General features: G+C 58.7%; 23 protein-coding genes. 19 read left to right on the top strand and 4 right to left on the bottom strand.

Annotated elements, in window-relative coordinates; genetic code table 11:
* Positions 1-23: 23 nt before the first annotated feature.
* The 5 genes from ACA055_RS08525 (at position 24) to ACA055_RS08505 (ending at position 4,950) form a co-directional block, all read left to right on the top strand.
* Positions 24-1,319, top strand: a complete 1,296-nt coding sequence (locus ACA055_RS08525; RefSeq protein WP_497683223.1) for a urate hydroxylase PuuD — start codon at positions 24-26, stop codon at positions 1,317-1,319.
* A 165-nt stretch (positions 1,320-1,484) separates the two neighbouring features.
* A complete protein-coding gene (locus tag ACA055_RS08520) occupies positions 1,485-2,843 on the top strand; it encodes a nucleobase:cation symporter-2 family protein (protein ID WP_497683222.1) in 1,359 nt (452 codons plus the stop codon).
* Between the two features lie 160 nt (positions 2,844-3,003).
* Entirely contained in the window at positions 3,004-3,789 is a 786-nt protein-coding gene (locus ACA055_RS08515) for an outer membrane protein OmpK (RefSeq protein ID WP_497683221.1), read from the top strand.
* Between the two features lies 1 nt (position 3,790).
* Positions 3,791-4,168, top strand: a complete 378-nt coding sequence (locus tag ACA055_RS08510) for a hypothetical protein (protein WP_497683220.1) — start codon at positions 3,791-3,793, stop codon at positions 4,166-4,168.
* The gene (locus ACA055_RS08505) at positions 4,165-4,950 is read left to right on the top strand and encodes an outer membrane protein OmpK (protein ID WP_497683219.1); all 786 of its coding nucleotides are present in this window, start codon (positions 4,165-4,167) and stop codon (positions 4,948-4,950) included. Before ACA055_RS08510 ends, ACA055_RS08505 begins: the two co-directional genes overlap by 4 nt.
* Before the next feature lie 140 nt (positions 4,951-5,090).
* Here the strand turns inward: ACA055_RS08505 and ACA055_RS08500 are convergent, their stop codons facing one another.
* Both ACA055_RS08500 and ACA055_RS08495 read right to left on the bottom strand, forming a co-directional pair.
* Positions 5,091-6,263, bottom strand: coding sequence for a patatin-like phospholipase family protein (locus tag ACA055_RS08500; protein WP_497683218.1), 1,173 nt, complete (start codon positions 6,261-6,263; stop codon positions 5,091-5,093).
* A gap of 35 nt (positions 6,264-6,298) precedes the next feature.
* A complete protein-coding gene (locus ACA055_RS08495) occupies positions 6,299-7,231 on the bottom strand; it encodes a lipid A biosynthesis lauroyl acyltransferase (RefSeq protein ID WP_497683217.1) in 933 nt (310 codons plus the stop codon).
* Positions 7,232-7,349: 118 nt separating this feature from the next.
* Between ACA055_RS08495 and minC the strand changes: the two genes are divergently transcribed.
* The 8 genes from minC to ACA055_RS08455 all read left to right on the top strand — a co-directional run bounded on the left by minC (position 7,350) and on the right by ACA055_RS08455 (position 15,068).
* Positions 7,350-8,087, top strand: a complete 738-nt coding sequence (gene minC, locus ACA055_RS08490; protein WP_497683216.1) for a septum site-determining protein MinC — start codon at positions 7,350-7,352, stop codon at positions 8,085-8,087.
* 201 nt (positions 8,088-8,288) lie between these two features.
* Entirely contained in the window at positions 8,289-9,101 is an 813-nt protein-coding gene (minD, locus tag ACA055_RS08485) for a septum site-determining protein MinD (RefSeq protein ID WP_150800258.1), read from the top strand.
* Complete coding sequence (gene minE, locus ACA055_RS08480) at positions 9,101-9,355, top strand: cell division topological specificity factor MinE (protein ID WP_007898843.1); 255 nt, start codon at positions 9,101-9,103, stop codon at positions 9,353-9,355. Before minD ends, minE begins: the two co-directional genes overlap by 1 nt.
* An 89-nt stretch (positions 9,356-9,444) precedes the next feature.
* On the top strand, positions 9,445-10,080 hold the full coding sequence (locus ACA055_RS08475; RefSeq protein ID WP_497683215.1) for an RluA family pseudouridine synthase: 636 nt from the start codon (positions 9,445-9,447) through the stop codon (positions 10,078-10,080).
* Between the two features lie 120 nt (positions 10,081-10,200).
* Positions 10,201-11,076, top strand: coding sequence for a protein kinase family protein (locus ACA055_RS08470; protein ID WP_497683214.1), 876 nt, complete (start codon positions 10,201-10,203; stop codon positions 11,074-11,076).
* 95 nt (positions 11,077-11,171) lie between these two features.
* Positions 11,172-12,461: a M18 family aminopeptidase gene (locus tag ACA055_RS08465; RefSeq protein ID WP_497683213.1), complete on the top strand. Its 1,290-nt coding sequence runs from the start codon at positions 11,172-11,174 to the stop codon at positions 12,459-12,461.
* 195 nt (positions 12,462-12,656) lie between these two features.
* A complete protein-coding gene (locus tag ACA055_RS08460; RefSeq protein WP_178113610.1) occupies positions 12,657-12,833 on the top strand; it encodes a hypothetical protein in 177 nt (58 codons plus the stop codon).
* Positions 12,834-12,911: 78 nt separating this feature from the next.
* Positions 12,912-15,068, top strand: coding sequence for a mechanosensitive ion channel family protein (locus tag ACA055_RS08455; RefSeq protein ID WP_497683212.1), 2,157 nt, complete (start codon positions 12,912-12,914; stop codon positions 15,066-15,068).
* A gap of 1,195 nt (positions 15,069-16,263) precedes the next feature.
* Here the strand turns inward: ACA055_RS08455 and ACA055_RS08450 are convergent.
* A protein-coding gene (locus ACA055_RS08450) for an IS3 family transposase (RefSeq protein ID WP_497681942.1) occupies positions 16,264-17,792 on the bottom strand; the annotation gives its coding sequence in 2 pieces (ribosomal slippage) (positions 16,264-17,351 and positions 17,351-17,792; 1,530 coding nt in all).
* A 215-nt stretch (positions 17,793-18,007) separates the two neighbouring features.
* Entirely contained in the window at positions 18,008-18,721 is a 714-nt protein-coding gene (locus tag ACA055_RS08445) for a UTRA domain-containing protein (protein ID WP_497683211.1), read from the bottom strand.
* 349 nt (positions 18,722-19,070) lie between these two features.
* Between ACA055_RS08445 and ACA055_RS08440 the strand changes: the two genes are divergently transcribed.
* The 6 genes from ACA055_RS08440 (at position 19,071) to ACA055_RS08415 (ending at position 24,419) form a co-directional block, all read left to right on the top strand.
* Positions 19,071-20,135, top strand: a complete 1,065-nt coding sequence (locus tag ACA055_RS08440; protein WP_497683210.1) for an ABC transporter substrate-binding protein — start codon at positions 19,071-19,073, stop codon at positions 20,133-20,135.
* A 174-nt stretch (positions 20,136-20,309) separates the two neighbouring features.
* Positions 20,310-21,116, top strand: coding sequence for an alkaline phosphatase family protein (locus tag ACA055_RS08435; protein ID WP_497683209.1), 807 nt, complete (start codon positions 20,310-20,312; stop codon positions 21,114-21,116).
* 5 nt (positions 21,117-21,121) lie between these two features.
* Positions 21,122-21,958, top strand: coding sequence for an ABC transporter permease (locus ACA055_RS08430; RefSeq protein ID WP_497684373.1), 837 nt, complete (start codon positions 21,122-21,124; stop codon positions 21,956-21,958).
* Entirely contained in the window at positions 21,945-22,745 is an 801-nt protein-coding gene (locus ACA055_RS08425; protein ID WP_497683208.1) for an ABC transporter permease, read from the top strand. Before ACA055_RS08430 ends, ACA055_RS08425 begins: the two co-directional genes overlap by 14 nt.
* Entirely contained in the window at positions 22,742-23,731 is a 990-nt protein-coding gene (locus tag ACA055_RS08420) for an ABC transporter ATP-binding protein (RefSeq protein WP_497683207.1), read from the top strand. The genes ACA055_RS08425 and ACA055_RS08420 overlap by 4 nt, the downstream gene beginning before the upstream one ends.
* Positions 23,732-23,765: 34 nt before the next feature.
* Positions 23,766-24,419 carry an HAD family hydrolase gene (locus ACA055_RS08415; protein WP_497683206.1) on the top strand — a complete coding sequence of 218 codons (654 nt, stop codon included), beginning with the start codon at positions 23,766-23,768 and terminating at the stop codon, positions 24,417-24,419.
* Positions 24,420-24,438: the final 19 nt, after the last annotated feature.

The raw sequence follows: 24,438 nt of genomic DNA, 5'->3' as shown, positions 1-24,438 counted from the left end.
GTGACAGGCGAGAGGTAAAGACTGTGGAAGCACATCTGTTGGAATGGCTGAACCTGAGCGTGCGCTGGGTTCACATGATTACTGGCGTGGCCTGGATCGGTGCGTCGTTCTATTTCGTCTGGCTGGAAAACAACCTCAATCGGGTCAACCCGAAAAGCGGTCTGGCTGGCGATTTGTGGGCGATCCATGGCGGCGGTATCTACCACCTGGAAAAATACAAACTGGCTCCACCGACCATGCCGGACAACCTGCACTGGTTCAAATGGGAAGCCTATTTCACCTGGTTGTCGGGGATCGCGCTGCTGTGCGTGGTGTTCTACTCCAACCCGACGCTGTACTTGCTGGCACCGGGCAGCACCCTGAGCGGACCGGAAGGCGTGGCCATCGGTCTGGGCTCGCTGTTCATCGGCTGGTTCATCTACTCCTTCCTCTGCGACTCGGCCTTGGGCAAACGCCCTGCCCTGCTCGGCTTCATCCTGTTCGTGCTGATCATCGGCGCGGCTTACGGCTTCAGCAAAGTGTTCAGCGGTCGTGGTGCGTACCTGCACGTCGGCGCGATCATCGGCACCATCATGGTCGGCAACGTGTTCCGCATCATCATGCCGGCCCAGCGCGCACTGGTTGCAGCGATTGCCGAGAACCGCACGCCGGACCCGGCACTGCCCGCCAAAGGCCTGCTGCGTTCGCGTCACAACAACTACTTCACCTTGCCGGTGCTGTTCATCATGATCAGCAACCACTTCCCGAGCACTTACGGCAGCCAATACAACTGGCTGATCCTGGCCGGGATCGCGGTGCTGGCGGTGTTGGTGCGTCACTACTTCAACACCCGTCACGACAGCCACAAGTATGCCTGGACCCTGCCCGTGGCAGCGGTGGGCATGATTTGCCTGGCGTACGTGTCCGGTCCGAAGCCGATGTCCAGCGCACCAGAAGTGGCCAAGGCGCCTGGCGTCATCGAGTACCAGCCCCTGCCGGAAACCGCCTTGGGTGGTGATAAAAAACCGGCACCTGCTGCCGCTCCTGCAACGGCACCCGTCCAGGCGTCCAACGCCGGCCCGGGTTTCGACAAGGTGCACAACGTGATCCAGGAACGCTGCACGGTCTGCCATTCGGCCAAACCGACCAGCCCGTTGTTCAGCGCTGCACCGGGTGGCGTGATGTTCGACACCCCGGAACAGATCCGCCAGAACGCGGCGCGCATCCAGGCTCAAGCCGTCACCAGCCAGATCATGCCACTGGGCAACATCACCCAGATGACCCAGCAGGAACGTGACCTGATCGGTGCGTGGATTGTGCAGGGAGCCCCGACCAATTAAGTAGCAAACGCTTCGCGAGCAGGCTCGCTCCCACAGGTTTTGCATTGCCTGTGTGGGAGCGGGCTTGCCCGCGAATGGCCGCAACGCGGTCGACCTGATGCAAAAACAGCTGCCAGCCGCACTGCAGCTGTAAATCACAAGAATAAAAAAGATCCGAGGTGTTGCATGTCCGAGCTATCCGAAGCGCGCATCCCCGACGCACCCGCTATTCAACGTTTGCCCCTTTTGCAACTGATCCTGGTCGGTCTGCAACACGTTCTGCTGATGTACGGCGGAGCCATTGCGGTGCCGTTGATCATCGGACAGGCCGCTGGCCTGAGTCGTGAAGAAATCGCCTTCTTGATCAACGCCGACTTGCTGGTGGCCGGGATCGCCACCATCGTGCAATCGCTGGGCATCGGCCCCATGGGCATTCGCATGCCGGTGATGATGGGCGCCAGTTTCGCCGCCGTCGGCAGCATGGTCGCCATGGCGGGCATGCCCGGTATCGGCCTGCAAGGGATCTTCGGTGCAACCATCGCCGCCGGTTTCTTCGGCATGATCATCGCGCCGTTCATGTCCAAAGTCGTACGCTTCTTCCCGCCTCTGGTGACCGGCACGGTCATCACCTCGATCGGTTTGTCGCTGTTCCCCGTGGCCGTGAACTGGGCCGGTGGTGGTGCGAGCGCCGAACAATTCGGTTCCCCGATTTACCTGGCCATCGCCGCACTGGTGCTGGCAACCATTCTGCTGGTCCATCGCTTCATGCGCGGTTTCTGGGTCAACATTTCCGTGCTGATCGGCATGTGCCTGGGTTATGTGATTTGCGGCCTGATCGGCATGGTCGACCTCAGCGCCATGGCCCAGGCGCCATGGCTGCAATTCGTCACCCCGCTGCATTTCGGCATGCCCAAGTTTGAACTCGCGCCGATCCTGTCCATGTGTCTGGTGGTGGTGATCATCTTCGTCGAGTCCACCGGGATGTTCCTGGCGCTGGGCAAGATCACCGGCCAGGAAGTCTGCCCACGGATGCTCCGTCGCGGCTTGCTGTGTGATGCCGGAGCATCGTTCTTCGCCGGTTTTTTCAACACCTTCACTCACTCCTCTTTCGCCCAGAACATCGGCCTGGTGCAGATGACCGGCGTGCGCTGCCGTTCGGTGACGATCGTCGCCGGTGGCTTGCTGATCGTGCTGAGTCTGCTGCCGAAAGCGGCGTTCCTGGTGGCGTCGATTCCACCAGCCGTGCTCGGCGGTGCAGCCATCGCGATGTTCGGCATGGTCGCCGCCACCGGGATCAAGATTCTCCAGGAAGCTGACATCGGTGACCGTCGCAACCAGTTGCTGGTGGCGGTGAGCATCGGCATGGGATTGATCCCGGTGGTGCGGCCGGAGTTTTTCGCGCACCTGCCGATGTGGATGAGCCCGATCACCCACAGCGGCATCGCCATGGCCACCCTCAGCGCCCTGTCGCTGAACCTGCTGTTCAACATTCTCGGTGGCGCCGAACGCGCCGCCATCAACGACTGCCACGCCCACCCGCACTGACCCACCAGCGCCGCAAATCCTGTGGGAGCGGGCTTGCTCGCGAAGGGGCCATCAGCCTCAACATCATCGATGACTGAAACACCGCTTTCGCGAGCAAGCCCGCTCCCACAGGTCAGCGGCTGCCTGCGCCTCAAACAATAAAAACAAGAGGGAGCAACAGATGATTCGGACACAAACAAGTGTGCTGCTCAGTGGCGGCATGTTGGCCGCGAGCCAGGCATTGGCCGGCGATTTACTGCTGTGGCAGACCAACAGCCTGAGTTACCTGTACGGCAAGAACTTCGCCATCAATCCGTCGATCCAGCAGACGGTGACGTTCGAGCATGCGGACAAATGGAAATACGGCGACAACTTCCTGTTCGTCGACAAGATTTTCTACAACGGTGAAGAAGACCGGAACAAAGGCCCCCGCGCCTTTTATGGCGAATTCAGCCCGCGCCTGTCCTTCGGCAAGATCCTTGATCAGAAGATCGAGTTCGGACCGATCAAGGACGTGCTGCTGGCCATGACTTACGAGTATGGCGAAGGCGACAGCGAGGCATTCCTCATTGGTCCCGGCTTCGATCTCGCGGTGCCGGGCTTCAACTATTTCACCCTGAACTTCTATCGCCGCCAAACCGAGGGCCCGCGCCCCGGCGATGGTGTCTGGCAGATCACACCGGCCTGGTCCTACAGCATTCCGTTGGGCAACTCCGACCTGTTGATCGACGGCTACATCGACTGGGTCGTGGACAACGACCAGAACTCGCGCGGCACCTATCACGCCAACCTGCACTTCAATCCGCAGATCAAATACGACTTGGGCAAAGCCCTGGGCTGGGGTCAGAAACAGGTCTACGTCGGCACCGAATACAGCTACTGGAAGAACAAGTACGGCGTCGAAAACAGCCCGAACCTGGACACCCATCAAAACACCGCCAGCCTGCTGGTGAAGGTGCACTTTTAAGATGGCCCGCAACCGTGCCCCAAACCTGTCGTCGGTGCGCTGTTGCGGGGCACTTGAGACCTGGCCAAGGAGTCAGTATTCTCCGCGGCCGCCCGAATCTGGTCTAAAAAAAAGCCCGGATTTAATTCCTGACCAGAAAGCCAACTTATCCCGGCACTGGTCAGTACCAAGGCATCCCAAAACACCTCTCAATCGACTGCTTTCGAGTAGCCGAGCGGGAGTTTTTTTGCTTTTTGAAAGCCTTGGCGCAGCTCTTGCTAACAGCATTAAAGCTGACCGACTGGATGATTTTTTACAGCTAAAGAAAAAGGCGCCACACCAGAGCGTCGACCTTAGAAAAATAACGTGGAACACCTACTTTTTGGGAGCAACCGAATGAAACGTACGTGCACTAGCCTGATGCTGGCGGGATCCTTGCTGGCCGGGGGCCAGGCCATGGCCGGCGACTTTCTGCAATGGCAGAACAACAGCCTGACTTACTTGTATGGCAAAGACTTCCAGGTCAACCCGCGCATTCAGCAGACCGTCACTTTCGAACATGCCGATGCCTGGAAATACGGGGATAACTTCTTCTTCGTCGACAAGATCTTCTACAACGGCGAAAAGGACTTCAACGCTGGCCCGAACACCTATTACGGTGAATTCCAGCCACGTATTTCCCTGGGCAAGGTCCTTGACCAGAAGATCGAGTTCGGCCCGATCAAGGACGTCTTGCTGGCGATGACGTACGAGTTTGGTGAAGGCGATACCGAGTCTTACCTGATCGGCCCGGGTTTCGACCTGGCGATTCCCGGTTTCGACTACTTCCAGCTGAACTTCTACCAGCGTCACACCGAAGGCTCACGTGCGGGCGACAATGTCTGGCAGATCACACCGGTCTGGTCCTACACCATCCCGGTTGGCGATTCGAATATCCTGATCGATGGTTTCATGGACTGGGTGGTCGACAACGACTCGAACTCCAAAGGCGACTACCACGCCAACTTGCACTTCAACCCACAGGTTAAATATGACTTGGGCAAGGCGTTGAATTTCGGTGAGAAGCAGTTGTATGTGGGTGTTGAGTACGACTATTGGTCGGACAAATACGGGATCAAGGACAGTCAGGTCTTCAAGACCGATCAGAGCACTACGAGCTTCCTGGTGAAGTTCCACTTCTGATTTTCAGCATATGCGGCGTCTGCAAGGACGCCTTCGCGAGCAAGCCCGCTCCCACAGTGATCTTCAGCGTACGCAGTATTTGTGTCCGACGAAGATTCCCTGTGGGAGCGGGCTTGCTCGCGAAAGCCGCGCCGCAAATCTCAAGCCGGAACCACAGTCTCCGCCAACCCAAGAAACCGGCACAATTCTCCCCGTTTGGCCAACGCATCCCGCCGCCCCAGATCAATCAGCTCGCTGCAATACCCCGCCTCGAACAGCAGATAACTCAACACCCCCGCCCCACTCGTCTTGGTCGCCCCCGGCCCGCGCAGAAACAGGCGCAACGCCGCCGGCAATTCCTGGCGATGCCGCGCGGCAATCTCGTCGATCGGCTGACTCGGTGAAATCACCAGCACGTCCACCGGCGCCACGCCCAGTGCACGGGTCGGCGTACCGTTGGGCAGCAGATGACTGAACTGATTCAGACGCTGCAGCAACTCGATGTCGCTTTCCAGGCTGTCGATGAACGTACTGTTGAGCATGTGCCCACCAATCTGCGCCAGGGTTGGCTGTTGACCGGTGTAGGCGCGTTGCAGCGGTTGTTCCGGGTCGACACCGCGAGGGTTGCCGCTGACACCCACCACCAGCACTCGACTGGCACCCAGGTGCAGGGCCGGACTGATCGGTGCCGACTGGCGAACCGCGCCATCGCCAAAATATTCCGCGCCGATTTTCACCGGCGCGAACAATAGAGGAATGGCAGAACTGGCGAGCAAGTGCTCGACGCTCAACTGAGTCGGCACGCCTATGCGTCGATGACGCAACCAGGCATCGATGGTGCCGCCGCCCTGATAGAACGTCACGGCCTGACCGGACTCGTAGCCGAACGCCGTCACCGCCACCGCCTGCAATTGCTTCTGCGCGATGGCTTCGGCGATGCCGCTCATGTGCAGTTTGTCATTGAGCAACCCGCGCAGCGGCGAGCTGTTGAGCAACGCCACCGGCACCTGTGCACCGATGCCGAGCAAGCTGTGGCTGACAAAGCGGCTGGCCTGATGGATCACGCCAGGCCAATCGCTGCGCAACACCAGATGACTACGGAAGCCTTGCCAGAAGGCAGTCAGACGCTGAATCGCGCCACGAAAATCCATCGCGCCACTGGCGAGGCTGACCGCGTTGATCGCCCCGGCCGACGTGCCGACGATCACCGGAAACGGATTGCTTGCGCCCACCGGCAACAGTTCGGCAATGGCCGCCAGCACCCCCACCTGATAAGCCGCCCGAGCCCCGCCGCCGGAAAGAATCAAGCCTGTAACCGGTTCAGCAGGACTCATCGCAACACTCCGTGGTGCTTAAAGGGATCGGTGACTCAACCGCGTTTTTCGTACAACTTGGGTTCGCCCGGCGGACGGCTCTTGAAGCGGCGATGGGCCCAGAGGTATTGCTGCGGACATTCACGCAAGACACCTTCGATCCACTGGTTGATCCGCAGGCAATCTTCCTCTTCGGTTTCACCGGGGAAACCCTCGAGCGGCGCGTGGATCACCAGACGATAACCACTGCCGTCAGCCAGGCGCTCCTGGGTGAACGGCACCACTAGCGCCTTGCCCAGTCGCGCAAACTTGCTGGTGGCGGTAACGGTGGCGGCCTGAATGCCGAACAACGGCACGAAGATACTTTGCTTGGCGCCGTAGTCCTGATCCGGTGCGTACCAGATTGCCCGACCGGCACGCAGCAGTTTGAGCATGCCACGCACGTCTTCGCGCTCGATTGCCAGCGAGTCGAGGTTGTGCCGCTCGCGGCCACTGCGCTGGATGTAATCGAACAGCGGATTCTTGTGCTCGCGGTACATCCCGTCGATGGTGTGCTGCTGACCGAGCAACGCCGCGCCGATTTCCAGCGTGGTGAAATGCACCGCCATCAGGATCACGCCCTTGCCTTCGCGCTGGGCTTTTTTCAAATGCTCCAACCCTTCGACATGGGCCAGCGTCGCCAGACGCTCGCGCGACCACCACCAACTCATCGCCATTTCAAAGAATGCGATGCCGGTGGAAGCGAAGTTTTCCTTGAGCAGGTGCTTGCGCTCGGCAGCGGACTTTTCAGGGAAACACAGTTCCAGATTGCGCTTGGCGATGCGCCGTCGGTCGCCGGCCACACGATACATCAATGCACCCAGGGCACGACCAACCACCAGCAACGCCGGATACGGCAACTGAACAATCAGCCACAACAGCCCCAGACCACACCACAGCGGCCAGAAACGTGGCATCAGAAATGTTTTTTGAAAACGCGGGCGATCCATTAAGGGTTCCGTAAAGACAATGGCCGCGCATTCTACATCGTTCGACCCGGCTTGCGGCTTGCGGGCGTTCTCGTTATAAGTCTCGGCACTTTTAGTGACAAGCCGTTGTATGCCGACCATGAGCAAAACCGAATCGCTAGACCAAGATCCCGTGTTCCAGTTGAAGGGCAGCATGCTCGCCATCACGGTGCTGGAACTGGCCCGTAACGACCTCGAGAACCTCGATCGGCAGCTGGCCGCCAAGGTCGCACAAGCGCCTAACTTTTTCAGCAATGCGCCGCTGGTACTGGCCCTGGACAAGCTTCCGGCCAGCGAAGGCGCCGTCGATCTGCCAGGCCTGATGCGCGTCTGTCGCCAGCATGGCCTGCGCACCCTGGCGATTCGTGCCAGCCGCATCGAAGACATCGCCGCGGCCATCGCGGTCGACTTGCCGGTGCTGCCGCCGTCCGGCGCCCGGGAGCGTGCGCTGGATCCACTTGAAGGCATCGTGAAGAAAAAACCGGAAAAACCACCGGAGCCGACTATCAAGCCGACCAAAATCATCACGTCGCCCGTGCGTGGAGGCCAGCAGATTTATGCCCAGGGATGCGATCTGGTGGTGATTTCTTCGGTCAGCCCGGGGGCGGAACTTCTCGCCGACGGGAACATCCATGTATACGGGCCGATGCGCGGTCGTGTGTTGGCCGGAGTCAAAGGCGACACGAAAGCCAGGATCTTCTGTCAGCAAATGAGCGCTGAACTGGTCTCTATCGCAGGGCATTACAAGGTCTCCGAAGATCTGCGTCGCGACCCTTTGTGGGGTGCCGGCGTTCAGGTCAGCCTGTCGGGCGATGTGTTGAACATCATTCGGCTTTAACGGATACTGCCGCATTTTCCAAGCATCTCTAAAACGTAGCGAAAACGGCTCAAACGAAGTAGGAAAAAGGTCAAAAGCAGTGTTTACCGGGGGTAAGCGCCGTTATGGACCGGATTCCAGCCAAGGCTGTCCGACTGCAGTAGTTTTTCAAGAGATGTTTTTCAGGGGCTAAATGTCCTTTTTCCTTAGGGGTGAAACACCTTGGCCAAGATTCTCGTGGTTACATCCGGCAAGGGTGGTGTGGGTAAGACCACCACCAGCGCCGCTATCGGTACCGGCCTCGCTCTGCGCGGTCACAAAACAGTTATCGTCGACTTCGACGTCGGTTTGCGTAACCTCGACCTGATCATGGGTTGCGAACGTCGCGTGGTATATGACTTCGTCAACGTGGTGAACGGCGAAGCCAACCTGCAGCAAGCCCTGATCAAAGACAAGCGCCTGGAAAACCTCTACGTACTGGCCGCCAGTCAGACCCGCGACAAAGACGCGCTGACTGTCGAAGGCGTGGAAAAAGTCCTGATGGCGCTCAAAGAAGACTTCGAATTCGTGGTCTGCGATTCGCCGGCGGGCATCGAGAAAGGCGCCCACCTGGCCATGTACTTCGCCGACGAAGCGATTATCGTGACCAACCCGGAAGTGTCTTCGGTTCGTGACTCGGACCGCATGTTGGGCCTGCTGGCCAGCAAATCCCGTCGCGCTGAAAAAGGCGAAGACCCGATCAAGGAACACTTGCTGCTGACCCGCTACAACCCGCAACGCGTCAGTGACGGCGAAATGCTCGGCGTCGAAGACGTCAAAGAGATTCTGGCGGTCGCCCTGCTGGGTGTCATTCCGGAATCCCAAGCGGTACTTAAAGCTTCCAACTCGGGCGTACCCGTGATTCTCGACGACCAAAGCGACGCCGGTCAGGCGTACAGCGATGCGGTCGATCGTCTGCTGGGCAAAACCGTGGAGCATCGTTTTCTCGATGTAACGAAGAAGGGATTCTTCGAGCGCCTGTTTGGAGGTAGATAATGAATCTTTTTGACTTCTTTCGTGCCAGTAAAAAGGTCAGCACCGCGTCGGTAGCGAAAGAGCGTCTACAGATTATCGTGGCGCATGAACGCGGCCAGCGCAGTACACCGGACTACCTGCCAGCCTTGCAGAAGGAACTGGTCGAGGTGATCCGCAAGTACGTCAATATCGGGTCCGATGACGTGCACGTCGCACTGGAAAACCAGGGCAGCTGCTCGATTCTGGAACTCAATATCACCCTGCCAGATCGCTGAGTCGATCCGAAAGGAGCCACGGCGGCTCAGGGCCCTTCTGACTGGAAGGGCCCTGAGCCGCCGTTGGCGTTTGTTACGAGGCTGTTTTAATGCCGTTGTCCAACATCCACATCATCCATCAGGACGACGCCGTACTGGTGGTGAACAAACCGACCCTGTTGCTCTCCGTCCCTGGCCGGGCCGATGACAACAAGGACTGCCTGATTACCCGCCTTCAAGAAAACGGCTACCCGGAAGCGCGAATCGTCCATCGACTGGACTGGGAAACCTCCGGCATCATTCTGTTGGCCCGTGACCCGGACACTCATCGTGAGCTGTCCCGGCAATTTCACGACCGCGAAACCGAAAAGGCCTACACCGCCCTGTGCTGGGGACAACCGGAACTGGACAGTGGCAGCATCGATCTGCCCTTGCGCTACGACCCGCCGACCAAGCCACGCCATGTGGTGGACCATGAATTCGGTAAAAACGCCCTGACCTTCTGGCGCGTGCTGGAACGTTACGGCGACTGGTGTCGCGTTGAGCTGACGCCGATCACCGGACGCTCCCATCAGTTGCGCGTGCACATGCTTTCCATCGGCCACCCGCTGTTGGGTGACGGGCTCTATGCCCACGAGCAAGCGCTGGCGGCCTGGCCACGTCTTTGCCTGCACGCGAGCATGCTCAGCTTCACCCATCCACAGACCGGTGAGCGCTTGCGCTTCGAGTGCCCAGCCCCGTTTTGAGCCTCATTGCCCTCCCCCATGAAAACGCCCTTCGATCAAAGGGCGCCTTCATTTTTTGTTACAAACGCCGTTAAAATGGCGTAAAGTTCTTGTCACAATTTTGTAAAAAAAAGTAATAAAATGCTGGCATATAGATATCAGGCAGGAAGCCCCGTGTTCAGCAGCAAGACACTTCACCGCGATTATCCCTTCACGTTCAGCCTGTTCAACACCACACTGCATCTGAGCGAACAGCCTTGCGCCGAAGCCCTGCACGCGCTTGAACAACTCATCAACAAACGCCGCGCCCGCAAACTCACCCGGGCCAGTGCGCCATTGGCCTCCGGTGCCACACCGCTGTTTGCCAAGGTCCAGCCACTGGACACGCTCAAGGCCAAAGTGCGGGTCACCCTGGGCAGAGCACAACGCAACGGCCGATTCGACTGGCCGCTTGAAGAGTTGATCAATACCCGCGAAGCACAACGCCGCGGGGTTCAAATGCCGTCGCTGCAAGGCTTCGGTTATACCCGGAACCGACTGGGATTGACCCAGGAGTATTTCATTCTCACGCGCCTGCTCGACGACCATATCAACGGCGTGCAATGGCTCGACCGCAACCCGGAACATGCCGAAGCCTTCATTCTCGACGCCTTCGAATTGCTGCGTTCCTTATCTCTGAAGAACATCACGCACATGGATTTCTGGGCCGGCAACATCATGGTCCCGGAAACGTCGGGAACGCCGCTCAAAGCCATCGATTTTGAGAACTGCTTCGCCGGCAAGACTGCCCACTCCAGTGAGACCCTGGGCTTCCAGCTGGGTTTTTTCTATCGAAGGGATATCTACAAGTTCATCACCGAAGCCGACTATGACTGTCTTGTGGATGAATACGTCGGCCAGCAACCCGGCTTCTTGCGGGAAAAATTCAATCCGGTGTACCTCGCAAGCAAACATGAATACGTAGGCCGCAAGCAGCGTCGCGAAGTGTTCCTCAGCGGTGAACTGATCACCGGTTAATGCCTCCCGGCAGCTGTCGCACAACAGACGGCATTGCGTCTGCAATGCCGTCGGCCAATACGCTAAACTGGCGCCATTGCTGTCTGGAGCTATTTATGCGCGAAGAGTTGAACCAAGGCCTGATCGACTTTCTCAAGGCCTCCCCTACCCCATTCCATGCCACCGCCAGCCTGGTTCAGCGTCTGGAAGCGGCGGGCTATCAACGCCTCGACGAGCGCGAGCCGTGGATGACCGAAGCTAACGGTCGTTACTACGTCACCCGTAATGACTCTTCGATTGTCGCGATCAAGATGGGCCGTCATTCGCCACTGCACGGCGGTATCCGCCTGGTCGGTGCCCACACCGACAGTCCGTGCCTGCGGGTCAAGCCACAACCGGAACTGCAACGCCAGGGCTTCTGGCAGTTGGGCGTTGAAGTCTATGGCGGCGCGCTGCTCGCGCCGTGGTTCGACCGCGACCTGTCCCTGGCCGGGCGCGTGACCTTCCGCCGCGACGGCAAGGTCGAGAGCCAACTGATCGACTTCAAGGCACCGATCGCGATCATTCCGAACCTGGCCATTCACCTCAACCGTGAGGCCAACATGGGCTGGGCAATCAACGCCCAGACCGAATTGCCGCCGGTCCTGGCGCAATTTGCCGGTGACGAGCGCGTCGACTTCCGCGCCGTGCTCACCGACCAACTCGCCCGCGAACACGGGTTGAACGCCGACGTGGTGCTGGATTACGAACTGAGTTTCTACGACACCCAAAGCGCTGCAGTCATTGGCCTGCATGGCGATTTCATTGCCGGCGCGCGCCTGGATAACCTGCTGTCGTGCTACGCCGGCCTGCAAGCGCTACTGACTGCCGAAACCGACGAAACCTGCGTGCTGGTGTGCAACGATCACGAAGAAGTCGGTTCCTGCTCGGCCTGCGGTGCCGATGGCCCGATGCTCGAGCAGACGCTACGTCGTCTGATACCCGAAGGTGATGAATTCGTACGGACCATTCAGAAATCCCTGCTGGTCTCGGCCGACAACGCCCACGGCGTACACCCGAACTACGCCGACAAGCACGACGCCAACCACGGCCCGAAACTCAACGCCGGGCCGGTGATCAAGGTCAACAGCAACCAGCGCTACGCCACCAACAGCGAAACCGCCGGGTTCTTCCGTCATCTGTGCATGGCTGAAGAAGTGCCGGTGCAGAGCTTCGTGGTACGCAGCGACATGGGCTGCGGTTCGACCATCGGCCCGATTACCGCCAGCCACCTGGGCGTGCGCACCGTGGACATCGGCCTGCCGACCTTCGCCATGCACTCGATCCGCGAACTGTGCGGCAGCCATGACCTGGCACACCTGGTCAAGGTGCTGAACGCGTTTTACGCCTGCCGCGAGTTGCCGTAACCGCTGAAAAGCTTCGCGAGCAGGCTCGCTCCCACATTTGAAATGCAGTCCAAAGTGGGAGCGGGCTTGCCCGCGAAGGCGTCGGCGCAGGCAATACTGAATTCACTCTGAGTGATTCATTTCTGATCCACCTCACCACCGGTCGCCCAAAAGCCACCTAGACTTTAAATACCCCTTACGACAAGGCCGTCGCTCATGATCTCAATGTCTTCCTTCCACGCCATGCTGATCCCGATTCTTGCCGGGATGATCATGCTGGCTATCGGCTTCAATTTTCGCGACAAGAACGCCGGTGTGTTCGCAATGTGGGTCGGCATGCTGATGATCCTCGCCACCGTGGTGTTCAAGATCCTCGCCAAACTCAACGAATAAATCCTCGCCCTTGGCTCGCATTGATTTTGACCGGCTCGTACACTCGGCCGATCCGCTCATCCCGAGGTTGACCGCCTAGTGTTCGCTCGTCTTTTTGCCCTGCCGTGTTTCTTTCTTGTCTGCCTCATGACGCTGCTGCCGATGATGCCTGCCCAGGCGGTCGGCTTGCCGGGCCTGCTCAACAGCTCAGCAAAAACCCAGTCTGAGGCGCAAGAACCCCTGGGGCAATCCCTGGACGAAGTGATCAAGTCACTGGAGAACGATCAGCAACGCACGCAGTTGCTGACGGATCTGAAGAAGCTGCGCGACGTCACCAAACAAGCCCAGCCGATCACCGAAGAGGGCGTGCTGGGGCTGATTGGCGGAACACTGGCCAGTTTCGAGAAGCAGTTCTCCGGCGTCGATAGCCCCATCACTCGCTGGTCCGAAGAATTCGATCTGGCCAAGGGCGAACTGGCGGCGCTGGTGCTGCCGGCCAATGAATGGCTGCCGATCATCTTTGCCTTTGCCATGATTTTGATGGTCTGGAGCTTGCTGGCGGCTGCGCTGATCTGGCTCGGCCATCGGGTGCGGATGCGTTTCGGCCTGACCGAAGAATTGCCGCAACACCCCAAGGCCCTGGACATGCTGCGCTTCGCCCTGCGCAAACTCGGGCCGTGGCTGATTGCCTTGGTCATCACGGTCTACATGAGCTACGCCCTGCCCTCGTCATTGGGCAAAAGCCTGGCCATGGTGCTGGCCTATGCCCTGGTGGTCGGCACCTGTTTTTCGGCGATCTGTGTGATTGCCTTTTCCGTGCTCGACGGCCCGCACCGCCACCGCGCCTTGTACATCCTGCGGCATCAGGCCTTTCGGCCGTTGTGGCTGATCGGCAGTTTCGCCGCCTTCGGTGAGGCCCTGAGCGATCCGCGACTGGTCGCCAGCCTCGGCAGTCACCTGGCGCACTCCGCCGCGACCGTGGCCAACGTGCTGGCGGCATTGTCCACGGGGTTGTTTATCCTGCGGTTCCGGCGCCCCATCGCGCACTTGATCCGCAATCAACCGCTGTCCCGGCGCCTGACCCGCCGAGCCCTCAGCGACACGATCGAAATTCTCGGGACCTTCTGGTACATACCGGCGCTGGTGCTGGTGGCCATCTCGCTGTTCGCGACGTTCATCTCGGCCGGCGACACCAGCACCGCGTTGCGCCAATCGCTGATCTGCACCGTGCTGCTGGTGTTGTGCATGGTCATCAACGGGTTGGTGCGCCGCCACGCCCTTAAACCGCAACGCAGCGTGAAGCGCCATGCGCTGTATTCGGATCGCCTGAAAAGCTTCTTCTACACCCTCGCGCATTTGCTGGTGTGGCTGGCGTTCATCGAACTCGGCCTGCGAGTCTGGGGCCTGTCGCTGATCCGCTTCACCGAAGGTGAAGGACATGAAGTCAGCGTCAAATTGTTCAGCCTTGGCGGCACACTGATTTTTGCCTGGCTGATCTGGATTCTCAGCGACACAGCCGTGCACCACGCCCTCACCCGCTCACGCAAAGGCCTGGCCAACGCCCGCGCCCAGACGATGATGCCGTTGATCCGCAACGTGCTGTTCGTGGCGATTTTCATCATTGCGCTGATCGTCGCCCTGGCGAACATGGGCATGAACGTCACGCCACTGTTGGCCGGTGCCGGTGTGATCGGCCTGGCGATCGGTTTCGGTGCGCAATCGCTGGTGGCGGACCTGATCACCGGGCTGTTCATCATCATCGAAGACTCACTGGCCATCGACGATTACGTCGACGTCGGCGGCCACCTGGGCACCGTCGAAGGGTTGACCATTCGTACTGTGCGCCTGCGGGACATCGACGGCATCGTCCATACCATTCCGTTCAGCGAAATCAAAAGCATCAAGAACTACTCCCGGGAATTCGGCTACGCAATCTTCCGGGTGGCGGTGCCCTACAACATGGAAATCGACGACGCGATCAAGTTGATGCGTGAAGTCGGTCAGAAAATGCGCACCGACCCGCTGCAACGGCGAAATATCTGGTCGCCTCTGGAGATTCAAGGTGTAGAGAGTTTCGAATCCGGCAGTGCGATTCTTCGCGCCCGCTTCAAGACGGCTCCGATCAAGCAGTGGGAAGTTTCCCGAGCGTTCAACCTGTCGCTGAAACGGCATCTGGATGAAGCCGGGCTGGATCTGGCGACGCCGCGCATGAGTGTGCAGGTGATCACGGCTGGGGGTGGGGTGCAGAAGGAATAGCATGGCTGTGGAACGAAGGAAAAAATCCCGAAGTTGAGCACGACTTGAAAAAGATAAGTTGGAAGTCAGGCTGTCTTCGCGAGCGGGCTCGCTCCAACCGTTGAATCGGGTACATCTGTAAAAACAGGTCGGCTGTCAGGCCTCCTTCGCGAGCAAGCCCGCTCCCACAGTTAGATTGGGTACATCTGCAAAATCCCGGTCGGCTCGAAGGCCGCCTTCGCAGGCAAGCCAGCTCCCACAGTAAATCGACTACACATGCCTAAATCAGGTCGGCTGTCAGGCCGCCTTTGCGAGCAAGCTCGCTCCCACAGTTAGATTGGGTACATCTGCAAAATCCCGGTCGGCTCGAAGGCCGCCTTCGCAGGCAAGCCAGCTCCCACAGTAAATCGACTACACATGCCTAAATCAGGTCGGCTGTCAGGCCGCCTTCGCGAGCAAGCCCGCTCCCACAGTTAGATTGGGTACATCTGCAAAATCCCGGTCGGCTCGAAGGCCGCCTTCGCAGGCAAGCCAGCTCCCACAGTAAATCGACTACACATGCCTAAATCAGGTCGGCTGTCAGGCCGCCTTTGCGAGCAAGCTCGCTCCCACAGTTAGATTGGGTACATCTGCAAAATCCCGGTCGGCTCGAAGGCCGCCTTCGCAGGCAAGCCAGCTCCCACAGTAAATCGACTACACATGCCTAAATCAGGTCGGCTGTCAGGCCGCCTTCGCGAGCAAGCCCGCTCCCACAGTTAGATTGGGTACATCTGCAAAATCCCGGTCGGCTCGAAGGCCGCCTTCGCAGGCAAGCCAGCTCCCACAGTAAATCGACTACACATGCCTAAATCAGGTCGGCTGTCAGGCCGCCTTTGCGAGCAAGCTCGCTCCCACAAAAAAGCAGACCTGCGAACACCCAACCAAACCACGAGGCCGAGCGTTAGCTCGCCTCGCCAGCGTTTGATCTGCCCGCCCCTTCGGGAGGCTGAGTGGAGGTGTTCATCCGGGGAGTGGCGCGCAGCGCCGTTCGACGCAGTCGAACACGCTGCAAGTAGGTCGTCGCGAAGCAGACCGGAGGGCAGTGTCCCCGGATGAATGCCGGAGCGAAGGAACGCCGAGCTTTAGCGAGGGGCCGGACGCTCGGGGCGAGACCTTTTGGTTCCTTTTGGGGCGTTCGGTACGTGTCAAGGTACCTGTCGCCTTAGTACAGCTGCGACTAGCCCATTGCGCCCTTAACTTCAGGGCGCTCTGGGTTTAAATACACCGCATCTGCCAGCTTCCAGTTCCGTGTCCGAGTACTCCAGCGATTCGGATTAGCTTCCCTGGCATCTTCATAAAGTGCTGCTCTAGCTTGTAATAAAACCGTCGCTTTGCCTTCGTGACGTTCGTTCGGCGTCACATATTTCAAGGCGCTGTGGCGGTGATCTTCGTTGTACCACTCTATGAATTTCTGCACCCAAAGCCTTGCATCAGTGACCGTATCAAAAGGTTGATCCGGCCAGAGTGGGCAGTACTTGGCGGTGCGGAAAAGTGCCTCGGCATAGGCGTTATCGTTGCTCACCCTTGGCCGGCTAAAGGATGGCTCGACGCCCAGCGCAACCATACTTTCACGCAACAAAGAACCTCTCATCACGTGCCCGTTATCCGAGTGCAGCACCAGCGAACGACCCGCTGTGTGTTCACGTAAGCACCCCTTCCTGAGCAGTTCGCACGCGTGTTCGGCGCACTCCACCTCATGTACTTCATTGGCGACCAGCTTGCGGCTGTAAACATCCTTGACCATGTACCAGTAGAAAAACCGACCTCTGACGGTACTAGGCAACCAGGTGATATCCCAGCACCACACCTGATTGGGGCTGTCAGCGCGATGCGTCGTCAGCACCCTGCGTTTCGGGGCTTTGGTTCTGCCGCGACGCACGTTTTGATTGGCTGCTTTTAACACACGATAAAACGTCGACTCCGAGGCCAGGTAGATGCCTGCATCGGCCAGCTTAGGAACGATTTGGTGCGGGGTGAGGCTGGCGTAGCCAGCCTGATTGGCAGCATCAAGCACCGCTTGGCGTTCTGTCTCACTGAGCTTATTAGCCGGAGCTGCCCGTTGAGCCAGTCGTCGTCGATCACAGCCAGCGTGTCGCCAGCGTTGGACTGTGCGCAGGCTCAACCCCAACTCATTGCACGCTCGATATCGACGAGCGCCATTCAGCACCGCGTCTGCAATCAACTTCATGGCTTGCGTACGATCAGAGGCGTCGATCAGTCTTCCTTGTCCTTGCCCCAGATCGCATTGGCTTTTTTTCTGAGTTCCAGCAAAGCCTCCGCCTCAGCACGTCCAGCATCTGACCGGATCAACTGACGTTCCAACTCTTTAATCCGCCGTTGCTCGGCAGTTTTCTCTACGCTGGGTTTCAGATCAGCAAGAATATTGGCGTTTTGGCAGGTCTCGCGCCATTGACGGATTTGCTCCGGGTAGATGCCCTTGATCCGGCAGTATTGAGAGGTTTCCACCTCACTCAACGGTGCGGTTTCCATCACAGCGTTGAATTTATCGGCGCTGGACCATTGATCACTGGTCTTGCCGTTTCCCGGCACGATTAAACCTTTATCTCTAGCCATTTGTCTCCAGTTTCGCAGTGACTGAGGCGTGAGATTAAGCGCAACGGCGAGTTCCGCCACTGAGCGATTGAGGGGCGGCATCATTTGCAGAACGACCCAATCTTTGAAGTCTTCGTCATAGCGCTTGGACATTGCAAAACACCTTCGCCCTCTTGAATGAATGAGTCAATCAACAAGGGCGACAGGTAGCCTGACACGGAGGGCGTTTGCCAAAAGGGACTCGCTGTAAGAGCGAAACCATAAGTGGCCGTTACCGCAGAAATGGATATGTACTCGCTCAACAAGAACCTGGTCGGCCCAGAGGCCGCCAAGGTCAAAGGGGTAAAAGGGCTAAGGTTTGAGGAACCTCAGACCACATCCACCCCGACATGAATCGCATCATGCCGCCAAAACTCCAGATCACAATCGATCAACCGCTCATGCTGATCGTAATTGACCCGAGCGATGCGCAACCCCGGGCTCCCCACCGACACCCTTAAAGCCGCTGCGGCATCCACCGACAACGCCGTCGGCACAATCTCGAAACGCACCCGCCCGTAGTGCAAATCGTAATGCCGGGCATACAGCTCGGTAATCGACTGATTCAAATCAAAGTCGAGAATCCCCGGAAAATACTGCGGATTCAGATAATGCTCCACATACAACACTAGTCGTTCATCAATCCGCCGCGCGCGGCAAATCTGAATCACGCTCGACAACGCCGGTAACTGCAACCAGGCACAGACTGCCGCCGACGCCGGCTGCAGCCGCGCTGAAATCACCTCGGTGGACGGCACCCGCCCCTGGGCGCTGACCATCGCGTGAAAGTGACTGCGCTGCATCAGGTTGTAAGCCAGGCGCGGCGGCGAGACGAACCAGCCACGACGTTCCTCCCGATAAATCTGCCCTTGGGCTTCCAACTGCAACAACGCCTCACGCACGGTGATCCGCGTGGTACCGAACAACTCACTGAGTTTGCGCTCGGCCGGCAACTTGCTCCCAGGGGCCAACAACCCGTGGTCGAGCTGTTCTTGAAGAACCTGCCCGATCCCTGTCACCGCCTTGGTTGTCTCGATGCGCATCAACGTTACCTATCTGGACTAGACCAGCACTGTTTCGGGGCAGAAGCGCGATTCATTTCGGCTTCAAGAACTCCCTGCAAGCCTAGGCACTGCTTATGACTGGCAGATGACAAAGGCGCCGAACGGTTGAACCTGGCACCTGCAATTTCACGGCCAAGTCCTTTCATATCAGCCCTTTAGCCATGGTCTACGCTTATCTCGCACCCTGAGTATTCCAGCACAGGAAATATGGGCACGCCGGTCGTCGACATCAAAATGTCATCCAGGGCGCCTAAATTGGCTCAGGTATTGCTGACCTAGACCAACACAACCGCAATCGCAGCGTTGAAAACGCCCAAAGGAGCTTCGGATGAAAAAGCTTTTCCTGGCATCACTGTTAGGCTCGACCATTGCCATGTGCACCGCCGCCATGGCGGCTGATGATTTGAAAACCCTGGAAGCCGCGGCGAAAGCGGAAGGTGCGGTCAACAGCGTCGGCATGCCCGATGACTGGGCAAACTGGAAAGGCACCTGGGAAGACCTGGCCAAGACCTACGGCCTGAAACACATCGACACCGACATGAGTTCGGCCCAGGAAATCGCCAAGTTCGCCGCTGAAAAAGACAACGCCAGTGCCGACATCGGCGACGTCGGTGCAGCGTTCGGTCCGATCGCCGTCAAGCAAGGCGTGGTGCAACCTTACAAGCCAACGACCTGGGATCAGGTGCCGGACTGGGCGAAGGACAAGGACGGTAATTGGGCGCTGGCCTACACCGGCACCATCGCGTTCATCATCAACAAGAAGCTGCTGCACGGCTCCGAAGCGCCGACCAAATGGGCCGACCTCAAGACCGGCAAATACAAGGTCTCCATCGGTGACGTGAGTACCGCGGCACAAGCCGCCAACGGTGTACTGGCTGCAGCCCTTGCCAACGGCGGCGATGAGAAAAACATCCAGCCCGCCCTGTTGCTGTTCGCCGACATCGCCAAGCAGGGTCGCCTGTCCATGGCCAACCCGACCATCGCCACCATGGAAAAGGGTGAAATCGAAGTCGGTGTGGTCTGGGACTTCAACGGCCTGAGCTACAAGGCGAAGATGGCGAACCCGGATGACTACATCGTGCTGATTCCATCCGACGGCTCGGTGATATCCGGCTACACCACCATCATCAACAAGTACGCCAAGAACCCCAACGCCGCCAAGCTAACCCGCGAGTACATCTTCAGCGACGCCGGCCAGATCAACCTGGCAAAAGGCAACGCCCGTCCGATCCGCGCCGAGCACATCAAACTGCCGGATGACGTCAAGGCCAAATTGCTGCCGAACGAGCAGTACAAAGGCGTGACCCCGATCAAGGACGCGGACGCATGGGAGAAGACCTCCAAGGCCCTGCCGCAGAAGTGGAACGAAGAAGTCATTGTCGAAATGAAGTGACGCGGTAGCACAAACACTGGGGATCTAATGTGGGAGCGGGCTTGCTCGCGAAAGCGGTGTGTCAGTCAACAGATGTGTTGAATGTAAAACCGCATTCGCGAGCAAGCCCGCTCTCACAATGGATCGTGGTGAATCCGAGTTTTCTGAATACCTGTTTTGCGGAGTTCCGCCCCTATGAAGCACAACGTCATCCTTGTCGTGCTCGACGGCCTCAACTTTGAGGTCGCGCGCCACGCCATGGGGCACCTGCAGGCTTACGTTGGCGCAGGACGCGCGGCACTCTACAAACTGGAGTGCGAACTGCCGGCCCTGTCCCGACCGCTTTACGAATGCATCCTCACCGGAGTCACGCCGATCGACAGCGGCATTGTCCACAACAACGTCTCGCGCCTGTCCAACCAGCGCAGCATCTATCACTACGCCACTGACGCCGGGTTGAAAACCGCCGCGGCGGCTTATCACTGGGTCAGCGAGCTGTACAACCGTTCGCCATTCGTGGCGGCCCGGGATCGTCACACCGACGACCCCGACCTGCCTATCCAGCACGGGCATTTCTACTGGAACGATCACTACCCGGACTCGCACCTGTTCGCCGACGCGGAAAACCTGCGCCTGCGACACGCACCGAATTTTCTGCTGGTGCACCCCATGAACATCGACGACGCCGGGCACAAGCACGGTCTCGACACATCGCAATACCGCAACAGCGCCCGTTCCGCTGACATCATCCTCGCCGACTACCTGCAAGGCTGGCTCGACGCCGGTTACCAGGTGCTGGTGACCGCCGACCACGGCATGAACAACGACCGTTCCCACAACGGCTTGCTACCCGAAGAGCGCGAAGTACCGCTGTTCGTTCTCGGCGATGCCTTCAGTTTCAATGCCGATGCCGCACCGAAACAGACTGAAATCTGCGGCACCGTCTGCGAACTACTGGGTGTGGCCCACGACAAACCTGTGTGCCGGGAGCTGCTCAAGTGAACGCCATGACTCGCGGCAAATGGCTGGCGGCGCTGTGCCTGGTGCCCTTCGCGCTGTTCTTCATCGTGTTCCAAATCGCCCCGCTGTTCTGGGTAATGATCAACAGCCTGGAATCGGAAGAGTTCGGCTGGGGCCTGGCCAACTTCACCAAGATCTTCAACTCGAAGTTCTATCTGCAGGCGATCCAGTACAGCCTCGAAATCAGCTTCTGGTCCAGTGTGTTCGGGATCATCATTGCGGTGCTCGGTGCCTATTCCCTGCGCCGCGTCGATTCGAAACTGCGCAACTTCGTCAACGCCTTCGCCAACATGACCAGCAACTTCTCCGGCGTGCCCCTGGCCTTCGCGTTCATCATCCTGCTGGGTTTCAACGGCAGCTTCACCATCCTACTCAAGCAGGCCGGGATCATTCAGGACTTCAACCTGTACTCGAAAACCGGGCTGATCATTCTCTACACCTACTTCCAGATTCCGCTGGGTGTGTTGCTGCTCTACCCGGCCTTCGACGCCCTGCGCGAAGACTGGCGTGAGTCCGCCGCGCTGCTCGGCGCCAACGGCTGGCAGTTCTGGCGTCACATCGGCTTGCCGGTGCTGACCCCTGCGCTGCTCGGCACCTTCGTGATCCTGCTGGCCAACGCCCTCGGCGCCTACGCCACGGTGTACGCCCTGACTACCGGCAACTTCAACGTGCTGCCGATCCGCATCGCGGCGATGGTTTCCGGTGACATTTCCCTTGATCCGAACCTGGCCAGCGCCCTGGCCGTGGTGCTCGTGGCGTTGATGACCCTGGTGACCATCGTGCATCAGCTGCTGTTGAAGAGGAGCTACCATGTCTCGCGCTGAACTGGGCCCCGTCGGTATCTATCACCGGGTGGTGGTGTACCTGCTATTGGCCATTCTGTTGTTGCCGCTGGTCGGGACGTTGATCTACTCGATCGCCAGCAGTTGGTCGGCGACCATTTTGCCCAGCGGTTTTACTTTCAAGTGGTACATCCAGCTGTGGAGCGATCCGCGCTTTCTGCATGCCTTCGGGCAGTCGTTGCTGGTGTGCGTCGGCGCGCTGATTCTGTCGGTGGTACTGATTCTGCCGCTGCTGTTCGTGGTGCATTACCACTTCCCCAAACTTGATGCGCTGATGAACATCCTGATCCTGCTGCCCTTCGCGGTGCCGCCGGTGGTGTCCTCGGTTGGGCTGTTGCAACTCTACGGTTCCGGACCGATTGCGATGGTCGGTACGCCGTGGATTCTGATCGGCTGCTACTTCACCATCGCGCTGCCATTCATGTACCGGGCGATCACCAACAACCTGCAAGCGATCAACCTGCGCGACCTGATGGACGCCGCCCAACTGCTCGGCGCCAACACCTGGCAGGCCGCGTTCCTGGTGGTACTGCCGAACCTGCGCAAGGGCTTGATGGTGGCGTTGCTGCTGTCGTTCTCGTTCCTGTTCGGTGAGTTCGTGTTCGCCAACATCCTCGTCGGTACCCGTTACGAAACCCTGCAGGTCTACCTCAACAACATGCGTAACAGCAGCGGCCATTTCACCAGTGCGCTGGTGATTTCCTACTTTCTCTTTGTGCTGGTTCTGACCTGGGCGGCCAATATCTTGAACAAGGACAAAAGCGAATGAGCTATGTCAGCGTCCAACACTTGCAGAAAAACTACGCTGGCACGACGGTGTTCAGCGACATCAATTGCGAAATTCAGAAGGGCGAATTCGTCACCCTCCTCGGCCCGTCGGGTTGCGGCAAGTCCACGCTGTTGCGCTGCATCGCCGGGCTGACGTCGGTGGACGGCGGCAAGATCTTGCTCGATGGTCAGGACCTTGTTCCGCTGAGCCCGCAGAAACGCGGGATCGGCATGGTGTTCCAGAGCTATGCGCTGTTCCCCAACATGACCGTGGAACAGAACGTCGCCTTCGGTCTGCGCATGCAAAAGGTCAACGCTGACGACAGCCACAAGCGTGTCGCCGAGGTGTTGAAACTGGTGGAGCTCAATGATTTCGCCGCCCGTTATCCCCATCAACTGTCCGGCGGTCAATGCCAGCGGGTCGCTCTGGCCCGATCCTTGGTGACCCGGCCGCGCCTGTTGCTGCTGGATGAGCCTTTGTCGGCGCTTGATGCGCGGATCCGCAAGCACTTGCGCGAACAGATCCGTCAGATCCAGCGCGAACTTGGCTTGACCACAATCTTCGTCACACACGATCAGGAAGAAGCACTGACCATGTCTGACCGGATTTTCCTGATGAATCAGGGAAAGATCGTACAGAGCGGCGACGCCGAAACCCTGTACACCGCGCCGGTCGATGTATTCGCCGCCGGTTTCATCGGCAACTACAACCTGCTGGACGCCGACAGCGCAACGAAGCTGCTGCAGCGACCGATCACCGGGCGCATCGCCATTCGTCCGGAAGCCATCGAACTGAGCCTGAATGGCGAACTCGATGCGCAAGTCCGCAGCCACAGCCTGTTGGGCAACGTGATTCGCTACCGGGTCGAAGCCCGCGGTGTGGAATTGGTGGTGGATGTGCTCAACCGCTCGGCGGCCGATCTGCATCCCGATGGTCAGCGCCTGGCGCTTTCCATCGATCCGACGGCCCTGTGTGAGGTAGCCTGATGCCTTTGCTGATGTTGAAGAGAGAACTGCACTGATGGCCCTGGCAATTTTTGATCTGGACGAAACCCTGATCCACGGCGACTGCGCCACCCTCTGGAGCGAACAGATGGGCCGGCTGGGCTGGGTCGATCCCGAATCGTTCATGCGCAAGAACAACGAACTGATGGATGCCTATAGCCATGGCAAGTTGCGCATGGAGGAGTACATGGACTTCAGCCTGGAGCCGATGATCGGGCGCACACCGGAAGAGCTCGATCATTTGGTCGGGCCCTGGGTGGAAGATTTCATCGAGCCGATCATTTTCAGTGACGCCACCAAAGCCATCGCCGCCCACCGCAAGGCGGGTGACCGCATCCTGGTGATCTCGGCGTCGGGCACACATTTGGTCAAGCCGATTGCCGACCGTTTGGGCATCGACGAGATTCTGGCCATTGAACTGGAAGTGGCGCACGGCGTGTACAGCGGCAAAACGGTTGGCACCCTGACCTACCGCGAAGGCAAGATCACTCGCTTGCTGGAATGGCTGGATGCGGAAGAGGAAAACCTGGAAGGCGCGAGTTTCTATTCCGACTCACGCAATGATCTGCCGCTGCTGCTGAAGGTGGATTTTCCGCATGTGGTGAACCCGGACCCGGTGCTGCTCGAACACGCCAAAAAAGCCGGCTGGCCAATTCACTCCTGGAAATAACCGAGACCCCATGTGGGAG

This window comes from Pseudomonas sp. LBUM1657, assembly GCF_059716075.1.
This window is presented reverse-complemented; position numbering and strand designations above follow the sequence as displayed.